Here is a 15,350-nt window from a genome sequence, read left to right on the forward strand (position 1 = left end):
GCAAGAGTGGAGGCTCCTCCACTTGGCAAACTCCTGCCCAGGAAGGGGCCACCCCGTGACCACAGACACCGGACGACCACTGCGAGCCGACGCGCGGCGCAACCGGGAGAAAATCCTCTCCGCAGCCGTGCGCGTCTTCGCAGAGGACGGGCTGGAGGCACACCTCGAACGCATCGCCAAGGAAGCGGGCGTAGGCTCCGGCACCCTCTACCGGAACTTCCCGACCCGGGAGGCGCTGATAGAGGCCGCCTACCGCAACGAACTGAGCCGACTGTGCGACGCGGCCCCCGACCTCCTGGCAGCCATGCCGCCGCGTGAGGCCCTTCGCGCCTGGATGGGACGCTTCATCGACTACGCCACCGCGAAACTTGGGATGGCCGAGGCCCTTCGCGCCGTCATCGACTCCGGCGTCAACCCCTACGCCCACAGCCACGAGCTGATGATGACCGCCCTCACCTCGCTCCTGGACGCCGCGACCGCCGCCGGGACCATCCGGACGGACATCAGCCCAGCCGACATGTTCGCCGCCCTCACCGGCGTCGCCCTCGCCTCCGGGAAACCCGAACAGCGCGAGCAGGCCGAACGCCTCCTCGACCTCATCCTGGACGGACTCAAGTCCGGCACAGCGGACTGATACCGACCCCGGAAGTGCCGTTCAGAGCCGAGCCTGACCAGTCCCGCAATCCACAGGCCGCACGCCACTGGCGTGCGGCCTGCCGGGTGCTCGGACTCCCGCACCGGGTCCGGCACCGAAACGGCTCCCTGGCCGCCGCCGCGGCGTGTGTGGCCCTCGCCGCCACCGCCCGCAACGACACAGACACCGCCGCGCACGGCAAGAACCCGGCGCCGAGTGCCGAGAAGCAGCGCGAACTGCCCCCTGCCCCGACCGAGAAGCAGCGAGTTCGCCCGTGACGTCGAGGCCATGAGGGTCCACCTCATCGAGCCGGCCCTGAACCGGGGCGAACGCCTACGCCACCTTGCATGTTCTATGACAGATCCCATAAGTTACCGACAGGTAGCCCATCCGTTCGCGGAGGCCACGTCATCGTCGGGAGGTGCTGGGCAGGTGAGTCCGCGCAGGAGTGAAAGCCGTGACCGGATGATCCTCAGCGCCGCCGCGCTGCTGCGTGAGTATGGGGCGAGCGCGACCAGCATCGACCGGGTACTCGCTCACAGCGGAGCCCCCCGGGGCTCGGTGTATCACCACTTTCCTGGTGGGCGGGCGCAGCTCATCGACGAGGCGGTGGCGCTGGCGGGGGACTTCATCGCGGGCCTGATCGACACCGCGCTGCAGGCGGACGATCCGGTGGCGGCCGTCGACGCGTTCTTCGTGCTGTGGCGTGAGCGGCTGGTCGAGAGCGGTTTCCGGGCCGGCTGTCCGATCGTGGCGGTCGCCGTCGAGACCAACGACGACGCCCCTCAGCTCGCTCGCTCCGCCGCCGCCGTCTTCGCCCGCTGGCAGGAAGCCCTCGCAGGACTCCTCGTCCGGCACGGGCTGGCAGAGGAGCGCAGCCGCCGACTCGGCGCCTTCATCATCGCCGCGGTCGAAGGCGCGGTGATCATGTGCCGGGCCGAGCAGAGCACCGCCCCGATCGAGGCAGCCGCCGACGAGATCCACGACCTGCTCCTCTACGCCCTGCGTGACCGCCCGGGCACTGAATCCGGGCCCCGGCCCAAGGTGTAGCTCGCAGACCTTGACCCACGTCAGATCATTAACGAAGGAGTCACCATGCCCTCGCTCGACCGCCACGACAACGTCTTCGTCCTCGACCTCGGAGACGGAGAAAACCGCTTCCACCCCGACTGGCTCACCGCCGTCGGCGCGGCGCTCGACGAGGTGGAGAAGGCGGAAGGCCCTCGCGCCCTGGTCACCGCAGCCACCGGCAAGTTCTACTCCAACGGGCTCGACCTGGAGTGGCTGTTCGCCCACGCCGACCAGCACCGGGACTATGTCGTCTCCGTCCACGAGCTGTTCGCGCGGATGCTGTCGCTGCCGGTCGTCACGGTGGCCGCGCTGCAAGGGCACGCCTTTGCCGCCGGCGCGATGTTCTCCCTGGCCCATGACTTCCGCGTGATGCGTGCCGACCGCGGCTACTGGTGCCTGCCCGAAGCGGACATCAACATCCCCTTCACCCCCGGCATGGCCGCGCTCATCCAGTCCCGGCTGGCTCCGCAGACCGCGCACACGGCCATGCTCACGGCCCACCGCTACGGCGGCACCGACGCCGCGGCCGTCGGCATCGTCGACCAGGCCGTCGCCGAGGACGCTGTGCGCTCCACCGCGATCGAGATCGCCCAGGCACAGGTGAACAAGGCCGGCGACACCCTGGGCACCATCAAGGCCCGCATGTACGCCCCGGCCCTGGCCACCCTGCGCGACACGACCAACCCGCTCGGCTGACCAGCACCTCCCCGCTCCCCGGATGCACTCCTTCGGGGCGCGGGGCAGCCCCAGTTGCCCAGCGAATGAGGAGACAGGGCCGATGACCACCGACACCGCCTGGCACAAGAGCGCGTGCATCCTGTGCGAGAACAACTGCGGCATCCAGATCCAGACCGATGGCCGCCGCTTCACCAAAATCCGTGGCGACAAGGACCATGTCGCCACCGCCGGCTACACCTGCAACAAGGCCCTGCGCCTGGACCACTACCAAAACGGCGGCGCCCGCCTCACCACCCCCCTGCGGCGGGAGGCGGACGGCAGCTTCACCCCCATCGACTGGGACACCGCCGTCCGCGAGATCGCCGCCCGGCTGAAGACCGTGCGCGACACCCACGGCGGCCAGTCGATCTTCTTCTACGGCGGCGGCGGACAGGGCAACCACCTCGGCGGCGCCTACAGCGGCGCCCTGCTGCGCGCCCTCGGCGCCCGCTACCGCTCCAATCCCCTCGCCCAGGAGAAGACCGGCGAGGGACACGTCGACGCCCACCTCACCGGCGGGCACACCACCGGCGATTTCACCCGCGCCGAGGTCTCGCTCTTCCTCGGCAAGAACCCGTGGCAGTCGCACGGCGTCCCGCGAGCCCGCACCGTACTCAAGGACATCGCCAAGGACCCCGCCCGCACGATGATCGTCGTCGACCCGGTCCGCACCGAGACGGCCGACCTCGCCGACATCCACCTCCAGGTCAAGCCCGGCACCGACGCCTGGTGCCTGGCCGGCCTCCTCGGCGTCCTGGTCCAGGAGGACCTCCTCGACCACGCCTTCCTCACCACCCGCACCACCGGAGCCGACACCGTCATCGCCGGGCTCAAGGCAGTGGACGTCGCCCGCTGCGCGCGGACCTGCGGCGTGGACGAGGAGCTGCTGCGCCGGACGGCCCGCGTCATCGGCACCGCCTCCAGCGTCTCGACGTACGAGGACCTGGGCGTCCAGCAAGGCCCCAACAGCACGCTCGTGTCCTACCTCAACAAGCTGACCTGGCTGCTGACCGGGAACTTCGCCAAGCCCGGCGCCATGCAGCCGCACTCGTGGATCGCCCCGCTGGCCCGCTACTCCACAAGGCCGCGCCGCACTCCCGTCACCGGAGCGCGGATGCCCGGCGGCCTGGTGCCCTGCAACGTCATCGCCGAGGAGATCCTCACCGATCACCCCGACCGGTTCCGCGCGATGGTCATCGAGTCGTCCAACCCCGCGCACTCTCTGGCCGACTCCGCCGCCTTCGCGAAGGCGCTCGCCTCGCTCGACCTGGTCGTCGTCATCGACATCGCCCTGACCGAGACCGGCCGCCAGGCCGACTACGTCCTTCCCGCCGCCTCCCAGTTCGAGAAGTGGGAGGCGACGTTCTTCACCTTCGAGTTCCCCCACAACACCTTCCACCTGCGCGCCCCGGTCCTCGACCCGCTGCCCGGCACCCTGCCCGAGCCCGAGATCTACGCCCGCCTCGTCCGTGAACTGGACGCCGTCCCCCGCGGCAGGCTCACCGCGCTGCGCGCGGCGGCACGCCTGGGCCGCACCCCGTACAAGCTCGCCTTCGCCGCCCTGGCCGTCCTCGACAAGTCCACCGTCGCCATGGCCCCGCACCTGCTGTACGAGACCCTCGGCCCCACCCTCCCCGACGGGGCCCGCTCCGCCGCCGTGCTGTGGGCGCTCGCGCAGCGCATCGCCAAGGAGTACCCGGCCGCGATGCGCCGGGCCGGACACGCGAGCGCCGACGCCCTGTTCGACGCGATGGTGGAGGGCCGGTCCGGGATCGCGTTCACCGAGGACGAGTACGCCGACGCCTGGAACTACGTCGCCCATCCCGGCCGCCGTATCCCGCTGCCGATCCCCGAACTCCTCGGTCTCCTCGCCGACCTGGACTCCACCCCGGCCGTCCATACCACCGAGGACTTCCCGATCGTCCTGGCCGCCGGCCAGCGCCGGGCGTTCACCGCGAACACGATCTTCCGCGACAACGCCTGGCGCAAGCGCGACCCTCAGGGCGCCCTGCGCGTCAGCCCCCACGACGCCGAACGGCTCGGCCTGTCCGACGGCGCCCCCGCCCGGATCACCACGGCCCGAGGCACGGCTCAGGCACTCGTCGAGATCGACGACCGTCTGCAACCCGGCCACGCGGCCCTGCCCAACGGGTTCGGCCTCGACCTGCCCACCGAGGACGGCGGCACCGAACGTACCGGCGTCGCCCTGAACACCCTCACCGACCTCGCCTGGCGTGATCCCATCGCCGGAACCCCCTGGCACAAGCACGTCCCCGCGCGCATCGAGCCTCTTCCCGCCTGACGCACACACCGCCTCCCACGGCGGCGTCGTTCCCGTCAGGACACCGCTACGTGGACGTAGAGCCAACAGCTGTCCGGGGGTCACATCCGACGGTGGCTTCGGCATGCGCGTGGTCAGCCCACGCTGACCATCCGGGCCTTGCTCGGCACCCCGGCCGAGTCGAGCGCGAACAGCAGATAGCTGCCGGGCAGCGCCACCCCCGGGTCGGAGGGGATATTGACGGTGTACGAGGTCGCGCTGTCGCGGGTGAAGGTGAGCGGTACGCGCCGCTGGTCGTTGTCCGTGGAGTGGGTCGCGGCGCCCGCCCGCACCAGGGCGAACGAGGTGACCGCCGAGTCGGTGGTCACGGGGACGGCCGCCCCGTTGGCCACGTGGGCGGGCACCGTGCCGGTGATGACGGGCCGGGTGCGCTCGGTGCCGTCGGCGTTGAGCAGGTAGGGCGGTGTGAAGACGGACCCGTCGGCGTGGTTGGTGGCGCAGTCGCCGCACAGGCCGCCGCCCCCGGAGAAGATGCGCCCGTCGGGCAGCAGATTGGCCACGCTGTGGTAGTTGCGCGGGACGGCCATGCTCGCCATGCGGGTGAACTGCCCCGTCGCCGGATCCCAGATCTCCGGTGTGAGCGAGGAGGTCGCGTCGCTGAACGGGACCGGGTAGGACTGCCCGCCGAACACGGCGACCTTGCCGTCCGGCATGACGACGCTGTTGCTGAAGGAGCGGGTGAAGTCCATGTCGCCGGTACGCGCCGCCACCGGGGTTCCGCCCCCGTTGAGGTCGACGGTGTACGCGCGCCGGGTGGCCGTCGTGTTCTCGTACGCGGTCGCACCGCCCAGTGTGAGGAGTTTGCCGATGTCGTACGCGACGGCGTTGCCGTTCATGGCGTCCGCGCTGTCGCCCCGCGTTCCGGCGGCGGTGACGGAGCCGTCCCCCTGGGTGGAGATCCAGTTCATCTGCCTGCTCGGTCCCAGCTGGAGGAGTCGGCCGCCCGACGTCGCGTGCAGCCACTGGTGGTTGTCGGCCCGGTAGGGGCCCGCCGGGTCGGCTGTCATGGTGTTGGTCACCGGCACGCCGGGCAGCTTGCGCCAGGTGCCGGTGGACGGCGACCAGACCTCGCCGTTCTTGCCGCCCTGGGCGCCGCTCCAGGAGCCGCCGAGGACGAAGGCGTCGCCGTTGGAGAGCAGGGTCATGGCCTGGTAGCCACGGGCGATGTTCATGTCGCTGGTCGCGGACCAGGCGTCGGTGGCCGGATCGTAGATACTGGCCCGTTCGGCGTTGCTGCCGCCGGTGACCAGCACCCGGCCGTCCTTCAGGACCGCGATGCCGGGGCAGAACATGTCGTGCCGGGTGTTGTCGATCCGTCGTTGGGTGACGGCTCCGGTACCGAGATCCATGATCGCGGTCTGGGTGTAGCCGTTGCTTCCCCCGAAGCGGTCGACGCCGTACGCGGACCAGGCGAGCAGCTTGTTGTTCGGCAGCACGGCGGTGGCCACCGGAACCAGCGGGAATCCGGTGACCCGGCCCCAGGCGCCGGCGGTCGCCGGGTTCGCCGGAGTGCTGAGACGGAGCTCCGCCGCCGAGGACCAGGGCCCGCGCCCGCCCGCCTCCGTGGTGGCCGTCAGGCGTACGTAACGCGCGCTGACGGTGCGGGAGAAGGTGGCCCCCTTGACGGTGTCGTCGTCCTTCCAGGTTCCGCTCGCGACGGGCGCCCCGAACGTGGTGCCGTCCGTGCTGGTCCTGACGGTGTAGGCGCCGACCCGGCCGTTGGCCCCGGACCTGCGCGGCTGGTAGGTGAGAGCCGAGACGTCGCGGGCGCTCTTCATGTCGATGGTGATGCTGTGCGGCAGGGGCACGGCGGTACCGGAGTACCGGCTGTGCCAGAGGGTGTCCGGATCGCCGTCGAGGACGTTGGCGGCGGCGTTCGCCGAGGCGCTCACCTCCTCGTCGCTCGCCGTCGCCGTCCACCCGGTCCGTGACAGGTCGACCACGGAGGCGGGTGAGCCGGGGTCGCCGAGGAGGTTGATCTCGGCCGCGGACGACCAGGGGCCGCGGTTGCCGGCCTCGCTCGTCGCGGTGAGCCGCACGTAGCGGGCGCCCTGCGCGGCGAAACTCAGGGTCTTGGCGGTCGCGTCGTCGCCGAGGGTGCCGGAGGCGACGGCGGAACCCCAACTCGTACCGTCGGCGCTCAGATGGATGGCATACGAACCCACCCTGCCGTTGGCGCTGTCGGTGCGCGGCTGGTAGACGAGTGCGGATACGACAGCCGTTCGGTGCATGTCGACGGTGAGGGTGTGCGGCAGCGGCGCGGCGGTGCCGCTCCACTTGCTGTGCCAGATGGTGGCGTTGCTGCCGTCGAGCACGTTGACGGCGCGTCCGTTCTCGGACGCGGTCTCCTCGTCACTCGCGGACACGGTCCAGCCGTCCCTGGGCAGGACGGGAGCGGTGGGTTCCATGGCGTCGGCCGGCACCACGGGCTCGTGCGGCGCCGCCATCGGGTGCCGAGGATCGGGAACTCCGGCGGCGCCGGATCCGGTGACCGCGATGACTGGGCCGCCTCCGGTCAACGGAAGCAGCGCGGCAACGACGGCGGCGAGCGCGAAGGCTATGAGGCCGGTGGATCTGAGTCTGCCATGCGGAAAGGATGTGAACAGACGGGTCAGCACGGAGTCCCCCCGGGGATGCGCGACAGATGCGCAGATGATGGCCATGACCATGTCAATAGGGTGCAGGGATGTAAAGGACGTTCTCACGCCGATCGGCACACAGGCTGACGCGCACTGATACCTCGTCAGTAGGGGACACACATATAGGTGTCGTGCCCACAGCACTCCACATGCGGTTGTGGAGGCAGAGGTTCAGCGGAACCCAGCAGGTCGCGGGCGTCCACGCGGCAGGTGCGCCGCCGACCGGGCCTGGGCCCGGCGCGGTCGCCGCTCGGACCGCCGCGCCCAGGGCAATCATGGGCACGGCAAGGCCCCGGGCGCGGTGACGGGCATTCTCGGTCAGCGCCTACCCAACGGGGGGATCCGGCCCAACGGCGGATCCGGCACCGTTCGCCACGTCCCGGGGCGTGTTCCCTGCTCGACTCTCGACGGGAGAAGACCGTGACCGTATTACGGACCGTATTACGCCTTCGAAGACGCAGTCACTCACGGAGCGGACCATCGCCCCGCACGGCAGGCTTCCTGCTGGCCCTGTCCCTCATAGGGGCCGTCCTGGTGGCTCCCGCGCAGGCGCGGGTGGACACCACCTTCTCAGCGAAGATCGACTTCGGCACCGCCGCCACCGTGCCGGTGAGCGGCCACGCACTCGACCACGGGCAGGCTTTCGGCGCCCGTACCGGCGCCGACCAGGGCACCGGCCTCACCTACGGCTGGGTGGGGCTGACCAACACCACCCCGCTCGACCTGACGGGCAACGGCCGGGACAGAGGCACCGCCGAGCCCGACCGGCTCCTCGCCACCCTCGTGCACATGCAGCTTCCCGCCTCGTCGGCCGGTGTGAAGACCCCGGGCCGGTGGGAGATCGCCGTGCCCGACGGCACGTACACGGTGACGGTCGCCGTGGGCGACGCCACGAGCGTGGACAGCTCCCACGCGCTCCAGGTCGAGAACCAGAACGCGGTCGACGGATTCGTCCCCACGTCGTCCACCACCAAGTATCAGACCAGAACCGTGCAACCGACCGTGGCTGACGGCCGGTTGACGATCAGTCCACTCGGGGGCAGCAACACGAAGATCGCGTACGTGACCATCACCCCGCTCGCCGACTCCGCCGTTCATCCGGAGGTCAGGACGGTGACCCCGGCGAACACGGCGACCGGCGCGGCACCGACCGGCAGCGTCGTGGCGGACCTCCGCCTGGTGGGTCCCGGCGTCGACGCCGCGACCCTCACCGGCGGCACGGTCACCCTCAAGGAGTCGGCGACCGGGGCTGCCGTGCCCGCCCGCGTGATCACCAGCGGCGGCGGCGACGTCATCAACCTGTCGCCGACGACGGGTCTCAAGGCGAACACCCGCTACCGCTTCTCGGTCACCAGCGGCGCCCGGGACCTGGACGGGCGGAGCTTCACGCCATGGAGCTCGGTGTTCACCACCGGGGCGGGCACCGGCACTGGCGCCATCGCCTTCGACAAGGTGGCGACGTCGGCGACGGGCCGGAGTTTCGCCTCCGTGGTGAAGGGTCCCGACGGCAAGCTGTACGCGTCCACGCTCGACGGATACATCCTGCGGTACGCCATCGCCGCCGACGGCACCCTGAGCGGGGCGGAGACGATCTCGACCGTACGCACGGACGCGACGGCCCGCGGTCTGCCCGGAGCGCCCAACCGCTCCGTCATCGGGATGGCGTTCGACCCCTCCTCCACGGCGGCCGCCCCGGTCCTGTGGATCACCTCCAACACCATGTACGCCGGAGGCACCCCGAACGAGCCCGACTGGTCGAGCAGCATCGCCAGACTGAGCGGTCCAGGGCTCGGCACATATACCGAGGTGATCAGCCGTCTGCCCCGGTCCGTGAAGGACCACGAGACCAACTCCCTGGCCTTCGGCCCCGACGGAGCCCTCTACGTGTCGCAGGGCGCCAACAACGCCATGGGCGCCGCCGACCCGACGTGGGGCAACCGCCCCGAGCACCTGCTCAACGCCGCCGTGCTGCGCCTCGACCCGGCCAAGCTCCCGGCGTCCGGTGCCGTCGACGTACGGACCGAGAGCCCGGGAACGTACGACCCGTTCGCCGCCGACGCACCGCTGACCCTGTACGCGACGGGTGTACGCAACGCCTATGACCTGGTGTGGCACACCAACGGTCACCTCTACACACCCACCAACGGGTCAGCGGCCGGGGGCAATACGCCCGCCACGCCCACGCCACTGCCCGGCGCCTGCTCCCGCCGGATCGACGCGGCGACGGCCGGGGCCTACACCGGTCCGACCGTGCCCGGGATCACGTCCAACCCCGTGGCGGAGACCGACTACGTCTTCGACGTGAAGAAGAACCGCTACTACGGGCATCCGAACCCGGCGCGCTGCGAGTGGGTGCTGGCCGGGGGCAACCCCACGTCGGGCACCAGTCCCTTCGAGGTCACCGGCTACCCGGTGGGCACCCGGCCCGACCGCAACCTGGACGCGGCCGGGATGTACGACGCCGGGCTGCACGCCTCCGCCAACGGGGTCGTCGAGTATCGCGGCAACGCCTTCGGCGGCGCGCTCAAGGGCAAGCTCCTGGTGGTCCGTTACAGCAGTGGCCAGGACATCGAGGTGTTCGGCGTCGACGCGCAGGGGAAGCTGTCGGCGCCCACGACGGGCATCACCGGGTTCACCGGATTCCAGCAGCCGCTGGACGTCACGGAGGACACGGCCAAGGGCACCCTGTACGTCACGGAACAGGGCGCCTCGAAGATCACCCTTCTCAGACCCAGGGTGTGACGCCGAAAGGCGCATCGGCCAGGCACCCCGACTTCCTGTCGGAACCGTTGACCTTCCCGCGCGAGCCGTTTACGTTGCCGAACCAATAGGAAGTTAATAGACAGGTTGTTCAGTTACGCGATTACGCGTCACCCGCCGCAAGGAGTCCCGTGCCACGCTCCACCGAGACCGAGACCGAGACCGCGCCCCCCGAATCGTCGCCCCGGCCCGGACACGTGCCGCCCCGCCCCGAACGCCGGGCATGGGTGGTCCTCGTGATGATCGTGGTCTTCATGATGATCAGTTACGCCGACAAGGCCGTCCTCGGCCTCGCGGCGGTGCCGCTGATGGAGGAGCTGGGCATCGGCAAGAGCACGTACGGGCTGATCTCCAGTTCCTTCTACGTCCTGTTCAGCCTGTCCGGGCTCGTCGTCGGGTTCTTCTCGGCACGGATCTCCAGCCGTGCCCTGCTCCTCGCCATGGCCGCGCTCTGGGCCGTTGCCCAGCTCCCGGTCCTGCTGGTGGCCGCCGTGCCCTCGCTGATCGCCGGGCGCGTCCTGCTCGGCATGGCGGAGGGCCCCGCGGCCTCCATGTCCATGCACGCGCTGTACAAGTGGTTCCCGACCGGGCGGCGGGGCCTGCCGTCCGCGCTACAGATCGGTGGCGCCGCGCTCGGGACCGCCGTCTCCGCCCCGCTGCTGACCTGGCTCATCGTGGACCACGGTTGGCGTTCGGCTTTCGTGGCCCTCACGCTCATCAGCGCCGCCTGGTGCCTGGTCTGGCCTTTCGTGGGGCAGGACGGGCCCTACGGCGGGGAGCGGAAGCCGGCTCGGGGAGCGGGCCGTCCGCCGCGCGCGGCGGGTCCGCCTCTGCGGGCCCTGCTCACGAACGGCACCGTGACGGGCGGCATCCTCAGCGCCTTCGGGTCCCACTGGGCGCTGGCCCTGTCCAGCGCGTGGCTGCCGGTCTACCTGCAGACGCAGATGGACATGACCGCGACCGGCGCCTCGACCGTCGTCAGCGGGGTGTCGGTGGTCAGCCTGGTGCTCCTGCTGTCCGTGCCCGCCTATGTCGACCGTCTCAAGCGCCGGGGCGTGTCCAGCAGGCGCGCGGACGGCATCCCGCAGGGTATGGCGGTCCTGGTCGCGGGCGGCGCGCTGGCCCTGCTGCCCTTCGCCGCGGGAGAGCCGGCGCAACTCCTGTTGATCGCGTTGGCGTTCGGCTGCCACGCGGTCGCCCTTCCGCTGCACTACGTCACCACGGCGACGGTCGTGCCGGACGGCCGCCGTGGCGCCGTTTTCGGTGTCGTGGCCGCTTCGGGGACCCTGCCGGGCCTCTTCGTGCCGTACCTGACCGGTCACCTGGTCGACAACGCGGCCACGGAGGCGGCCGGTTACACCGTGGCGTTCCTGCTGTCGGCGGGCGTCATGGCCGTGTGCGGGCTGCTGGCGATCGTCGCCATCCACCCCGAGCGGGACGCCCGGAGGCTGAATCCCGTGGGGCCGCCCGTTCCGGCGCCTCGTCAGGCGGGTGTGTCGAAGCCCGTGGCCCAGTAGCGGCCGCGCAGGGCGAGGTCGAGCAGCATGCGTACGACCTCCTCGGCCGGCATGGGGGGCGTGTCCTGCTCCACCCACCACTGCAGGACTCCGACCTGCTCGCCCACCCAGGCCCTGGCCAGCAGATCGGGATCGATCCTCGGTTCGACCGCGTTGCGCTCGGACCGGCCGCGGAACTCCTGTGCGGCGACGCGGGCGCAGGCATCCGTGAACATCCGCAGCGGTTTGCCGTCCCCCTCCCCGCGCAGCACGATCCGGTAGAGGTCGCGCTCTTCCCGCGCGTGGCGCAGCATCTGCAGGATGGGTTTGCCGGTGAAGCCCACCGCGCTGTCCTGCACCGCCGGCCGGAGCCGGACGTCGAGTTCGGCCAGGAGGTCCGCGGTCACCCGGGCGAAGAGCTCGTCCTTGTCACGGAAGTGGCTGTAGAAGGTCGCGCGGCCCACGTCGGCCCGCTGAGTGATGTCCTCGACGCTCAGAGCGGTGAATCCCCGCTCGATCACGAGGTCCACCAGAGCGTCACGCAGCGCCTTGCGCGTCTTGCGGACGCGCCTGTCCTCGGCCAACGCCGTCCCCCATTTCCTTGCCGTGCCGTGGCCCCCTGACGTGGGGCGACAGCTCAGACAGCTCAGTGTACGGAAGCCTTGACAGCCTCACCGTTACTGAACAAACTGTCTGGAAATTTGCAACCCGTCGATACTGTGCGCGCTACCGCCTCTCCGCCCTGCCGCTGTACGCCTCTCCCGCTGTACGTCTCTCCCGCGTCACTCCCCCATGTGACCTGGCCCTCTGGAGCCGCCCGATGAACCTCGGTACGTACCTCACACGCAGCGCCCGCCACTGGCCCGCTCATCCCGCGCTCGTATGCGGGGATCAGACCTGGTCGTACGACCGGCTGGAGACCGCCGCCAATCGGCTGGCCTCCGCGCTGCGGCGGCGCGGGCTGCGTCCCGGGGAAGCCGTGGCGTCACTCGCGTGGAACCGCGCCGAACTCGTGGAGGTCGAATTCGCCCTGTACAAGGCAGGGTTGATCCGGGTGCCGGTCAACGCCCGGCTGGGCCGCGCGGAGATCGAGCACATCCTCAGGGACGCACCCGTCCGCTTCCTGGTGTTCGACGCGGCGCACCGCGAGGACGCCTTGGCCGCCATCGAGGCGGCGGGTACCGGCTGCCTGCCCGTGCTGCTCGACACCGTGGCCGAGGAAGGACCGGGCGCGGGGCCCCGGCCGGTCCCGTACGCCGACCTGCTGGCCGAGGGCGATGACAGCGTCGTCGCCGTCGAGACCACCGAACACGACCCGGCCGTACTCAACTTCACCTCGGGTTCGACCGGCGCTCTCAAAGCGGCGGTGCAGACGTTCGGCAACCGCCTCGCGAACATGCGGAAGACCCTGATGAGCGAGGAGTCCCGGCCCGGCCCCGACACCCGCTATCTGGCCTGCGGGCCCATCACCCACGCCACCGGCATGGTGCTGTTGGCCGGTGTGTTCGGTGGCGCCACCACCCACATCCTGCCGACGTGGAGCGCGGAGGCCTTCCTCGATGCCGTCGAACGGGAGCGGATCACCGCCACGTTCCTCGTGCCGGCCATGCTCAACATGGTGCTGGCCCACCCGAGCGCGGCGGAGCGCGACCTGTCGAGCCTCGCGAGCGTACGCGTCGGCGGGGCCCCGGTCTCGCCTCAGCGGCTGCGCGACGCCGTCGCCCTGTTCGGTCCTGTCGTGGCCCAGGGCTACGGTCTCGCGGAGACCACCAGCGTGGTCGCCGGCCTCTCCAGCGCGGAGGTCCTGCGGGGAGTGACCGAGGACGAGGAACTCCTCCGGTCGTGCGGGCGCCCCGCGTACGACTCCGAGGTCCGTGTCGTCGACGAGCGCGGCAGCGAACTGCCGCCACGTGAGATCGGGGAGGTCATCGTGCGCGGCCCCGACTGCGTGCGTGAGTACTGGCACGCTCCCGAATTGTCGGCGGAGACCTTCCGCGACGGCTGGGTCCACACCGGTGACCTGGCCTTCATGCGCGAGGACGGCTATCTGTTCCTCGTCGACCGCAAGAAGGACATGATCATCTCCGGTGGTTTCAACATCTACAGCACCGAGGTCGAGACCGCCCTGTACGAGCATCCCGCCGTACAGGAGGCCTGTGTGGTCGGTGTGCCCGACGAGAAGTGGGGCGAGGCGGTCAAGGCCGTCGTCGTGACCCGCCCCGGACAGCACGTCGGCGAACAGGAACTGGCCGACTTCTGCGCCATGCGCCTCGACCGCTTCAAGAAGCCCCGCTCGGTGGAGTTCGTGACCGCGCTCCCCCACAACCGCAACGGCAAGCTCGACCGCAAGGCCGTGCGCGAGCCCTACTGGGCCGGCGCCGACCGACGCGTGCACTGATACACCCCCATCACCCCATCACCCCATCACCCCATCACCCCCATCAGGCTCACCACCCTCATCAGGCTCATCAAGAGAGACCGCACATGACTTTCTCGTTCCGCCCCACCTACGACGACCCGCACCTCGCCGGACTCGTCGACCGGCTGCGCACCTACCTGGACGGTGAACTCGCCGACTACGAGCGGGAACGGGGCATCACGCGTGAGACCCGCCTCACCCGAGCCGACCTCGAACCCGTCTGGCAGCGCAGTCGCGAACTGGGCTTCTACGGCATCCACCTCCCCGAGGAGTACGGGGGCCAGGCCCTCAGCAACGTCCGGCTCGCCGCGCTCAAGGAAGAGATCGGCGCCTGCGGACGAGTCCTCGGACACTCGGTGCTCGGCGACATGGGCGGACCACTCCGGGCCGGGGACATCCTGAAGTACGCCACGGAGCACCAGCTCACCACCTATCTGCTGCCCCTCGTACGCGGTGAAAGGGCCTGCTGCTTCTCCCTCACCGAGGCCGACGCCGGCTCCGACGTACGGTCCATGACCACCACCGCCACACCGGACGGGGACGGCGACGGATACCGCCTGACCGGCCACAAGGTGTTCAGCTCGGCGGGGCCCTTCGCCGACTTCGCGATCGTCGTGGCGCGGACGGCAGGCACGGAGAACTCCTTCTCCGCGTTCCTGGTCGACCTGGACAGCCCCGGTTGCCGTGTGGTGGAGGGCGCCACCCCGATGTCCGGCGAGCACATCGAGAGCGACATCATCCTCGAAGACTGCCACGTCCCGGCCGCCAACCTCCTGGGGGAAGAAGGCCAGGGCCTGAAGATCGCGCTGGGCCGGGTGACGAACAACCGGCTGCTGCACTGTCCCACCGCCATCGGCGCCGCCCGCCGCGCCCTCCAGCTGACCCGCGACCGGGCCCTGACGCGCAAGGCCGCGGGCGGGCGGCTCCTGATGGAGATGCAGTCCATCCAGCACAAGCTGGCCGACATGGCGACCGATCTCTACGCGGCCCGTTCGATGACCTACGCCGCTCTCGGCGCCCTGGACAGCGGATCCGACGTCCGCACGGAAGCGTTCATGTGCAAGCTGTTCGTCGCGGAATCGGCGTTCCGCATCCTTGACCATGCCGTCCAGATCCACGGCAAGGACGGGCTCACCCAGGGCAACGAGATCGAGTACCTCTTCCGCAAGATGCGCATGTTCCGTGTCCTGACCGGAACCTCCGAGATCCAGCGCAACGGCATCGCCAAGTCGCTGGTGACGCTCGCCTGATGAGGCCGAAGCCGGCCCCGCAC

Annotated in this window: 11 protein-coding genes; 9 read left to right on the forward strand and 2 right to left on the reverse strand. The window is 70.4% G+C overall.

Annotated features, from left to right (window positions below; translation table 11 throughout):
* Nucleotides 1–55: 55 nt before the first annotated feature.
* The 5 genes from ACRAKF_RS04920 (at nt 56) to ACRAKF_RS04940 (ending at nt 4,724) form a co-directional block, all read left to right on the forward strand.
* Nucleotides 56–634, forward strand: a complete 579-nt coding sequence (locus ACRAKF_RS04920; RefSeq protein WP_447035570.1) for a TetR/AcrR family transcriptional regulator — start codon at nt 56–58, stop codon at nt 632–634.
* A gap of 14 nt (nt 635–648) precedes the next feature.
* Nucleotides 649–912: a hypothetical protein gene (locus ACRAKF_RS04925; protein WP_447035571.1), complete on the forward strand. Its 264-nt coding sequence runs from the start codon at nt 649–651 to the stop codon at nt 910–912.
* 154 nt (nt 913–1,066) lie between these two features.
* Nucleotides 1,067–1,684: a TetR/AcrR family transcriptional regulator gene (locus ACRAKF_RS04930; RefSeq protein WP_447035572.1), complete on the forward strand. Its 618-nt coding sequence runs from the start codon at nt 1,067–1,069 to the stop codon at nt 1,682–1,684.
* Between the two features lie 45 nt (nt 1,685–1,729).
* The gene (locus ACRAKF_RS04935; protein WP_447035573.1) at nt 1,730–2,401 is read left to right on the forward strand and encodes an enoyl-CoA hydratase-related protein; all 672 of its coding nucleotides are present in this window, start codon (nt 1,730–1,732) and stop codon (nt 2,399–2,401) included.
* An 82-nt stretch (nt 2,402–2,483) separates the two neighbouring features.
* Nucleotides 2,484–4,724 (forward strand): molybdopterin-dependent oxidoreductase, encoded by a 2,241-nt coding sequence (locus ACRAKF_RS04940; RefSeq protein ID WP_447035575.1) that lies wholly within the window; start codon nt 2,484–2,486, stop codon nt 4,722–4,724.
* Nucleotides 4,725–4,837: 113 nt separating this feature from the next.
* On the opposite strand, the gene ACRAKF_RS04945 is transcribed toward ACRAKF_RS04940, so the two are convergent.
* Nucleotides 4,838–7,210, reverse strand: a complete 2,373-nt coding sequence (locus tag ACRAKF_RS04945) for a discoidin domain-containing protein (RefSeq protein WP_447035576.1) — start codon at nt 7,208–7,210, stop codon at nt 4,838–4,840.
* 726 nt (nt 7,211–7,936) lie between these two features.
* Here ACRAKF_RS04945 and ACRAKF_RS04950 point away from each other — a divergent pair.
* Nucleotides 7,937–10,144, forward strand: a complete 2,208-nt coding sequence (locus tag ACRAKF_RS04950) for an Ig-like domain-containing protein (RefSeq protein ID WP_447035577.1) — start codon at nt 7,937–7,939, stop codon at nt 10,142–10,144.
* 149 nt (nt 10,145–10,293) lie between these two features.
* Nucleotides 10,294–11,679: an MFS transporter gene (locus ACRAKF_RS04955; protein WP_447035578.1), complete on the forward strand. Its 1,386-nt coding sequence runs from the start codon at nt 10,294–10,296 to the stop codon at nt 11,677–11,679.
* Here ACRAKF_RS04955 and ACRAKF_RS04960 read toward each other — a convergent pair.
* Nucleotides 11,646–12,242 carry a TetR/AcrR family transcriptional regulator gene (locus ACRAKF_RS04960; protein WP_447035579.1) on the reverse strand — a complete coding sequence of 199 codons (597 nt, stop codon included), beginning with the start codon at nt 12,240–12,242 and terminating at the stop codon, nt 11,646–11,648. The two genes, ACRAKF_RS04955 and ACRAKF_RS04960, sit on opposite strands and share 34 nt — an antisense overlap.
* 236 nt (nt 12,243–12,478) lie before the next feature.
* Between ACRAKF_RS04960 and ACRAKF_RS04965 the strand changes: the two genes are divergently transcribed.
* Both ACRAKF_RS04965 and ACRAKF_RS04970 read left to right on the forward strand, forming a co-directional pair.
* Nucleotides 12,479–14,056, forward strand: a complete 1,578-nt coding sequence (locus tag ACRAKF_RS04965) for a class I adenylate-forming enzyme family protein (protein WP_447035580.1) — start codon at nt 12,479–12,481, stop codon at nt 14,054–14,056.
* 86 nt (nt 14,057–14,142) lie between these two features.
* Nucleotides 14,143–15,327: an acyl-CoA dehydrogenase family protein gene (locus tag ACRAKF_RS04970; protein ID WP_447035582.1), complete on the forward strand. Its 1,185-nt coding sequence runs from the start codon at nt 14,143–14,145 to the stop codon at nt 15,325–15,327.
* Nucleotides 15,328–15,350 lie beyond the last annotated feature (23 nt).

It is taken from the genome of Streptomyces sp. DSM 118878 (assembly GCF_052936595.1).

What these genes read in the sequence shown, in the direction of transcription:
- ACRAKF_RS04935 (WP_447035573.1), top strand. Translation starts at nt 1,730, where the DNA reads ATGCCCTCGCTCGACCGCCACGACAACGTCTTCGTCCTCGACCTCGGA.
- ACRAKF_RS04940 (WP_447035575.1), top strand. Translation starts at nt 2,484, where the DNA reads ATGACCACCGACACCGCCTGGCACAAGAGCGCGTGCATCCTGTGCGAG.
- ACRAKF_RS04945 (WP_447035576.1), bottom strand. Translation starts at nt 7,210, where the DNA reads ATGGCGGCGCCGCACGAGCCCGTGGTGCCGGCCGACGCCATGGAACCC.
- ACRAKF_RS04965 (WP_447035580.1), top strand. Translation starts at nt 12,479, where the DNA reads ATGAACCTCGGTACGTACCTCACACGCAGCGCCCGCCACTGGCCCGCT.
- ACRAKF_RS04970 (WP_447035582.1), top strand. Translation starts at nt 14,143, where the DNA reads ATGACTTTCTCGTTCCGCCCCACCTACGACGACCCGCACCTCGCCGGA.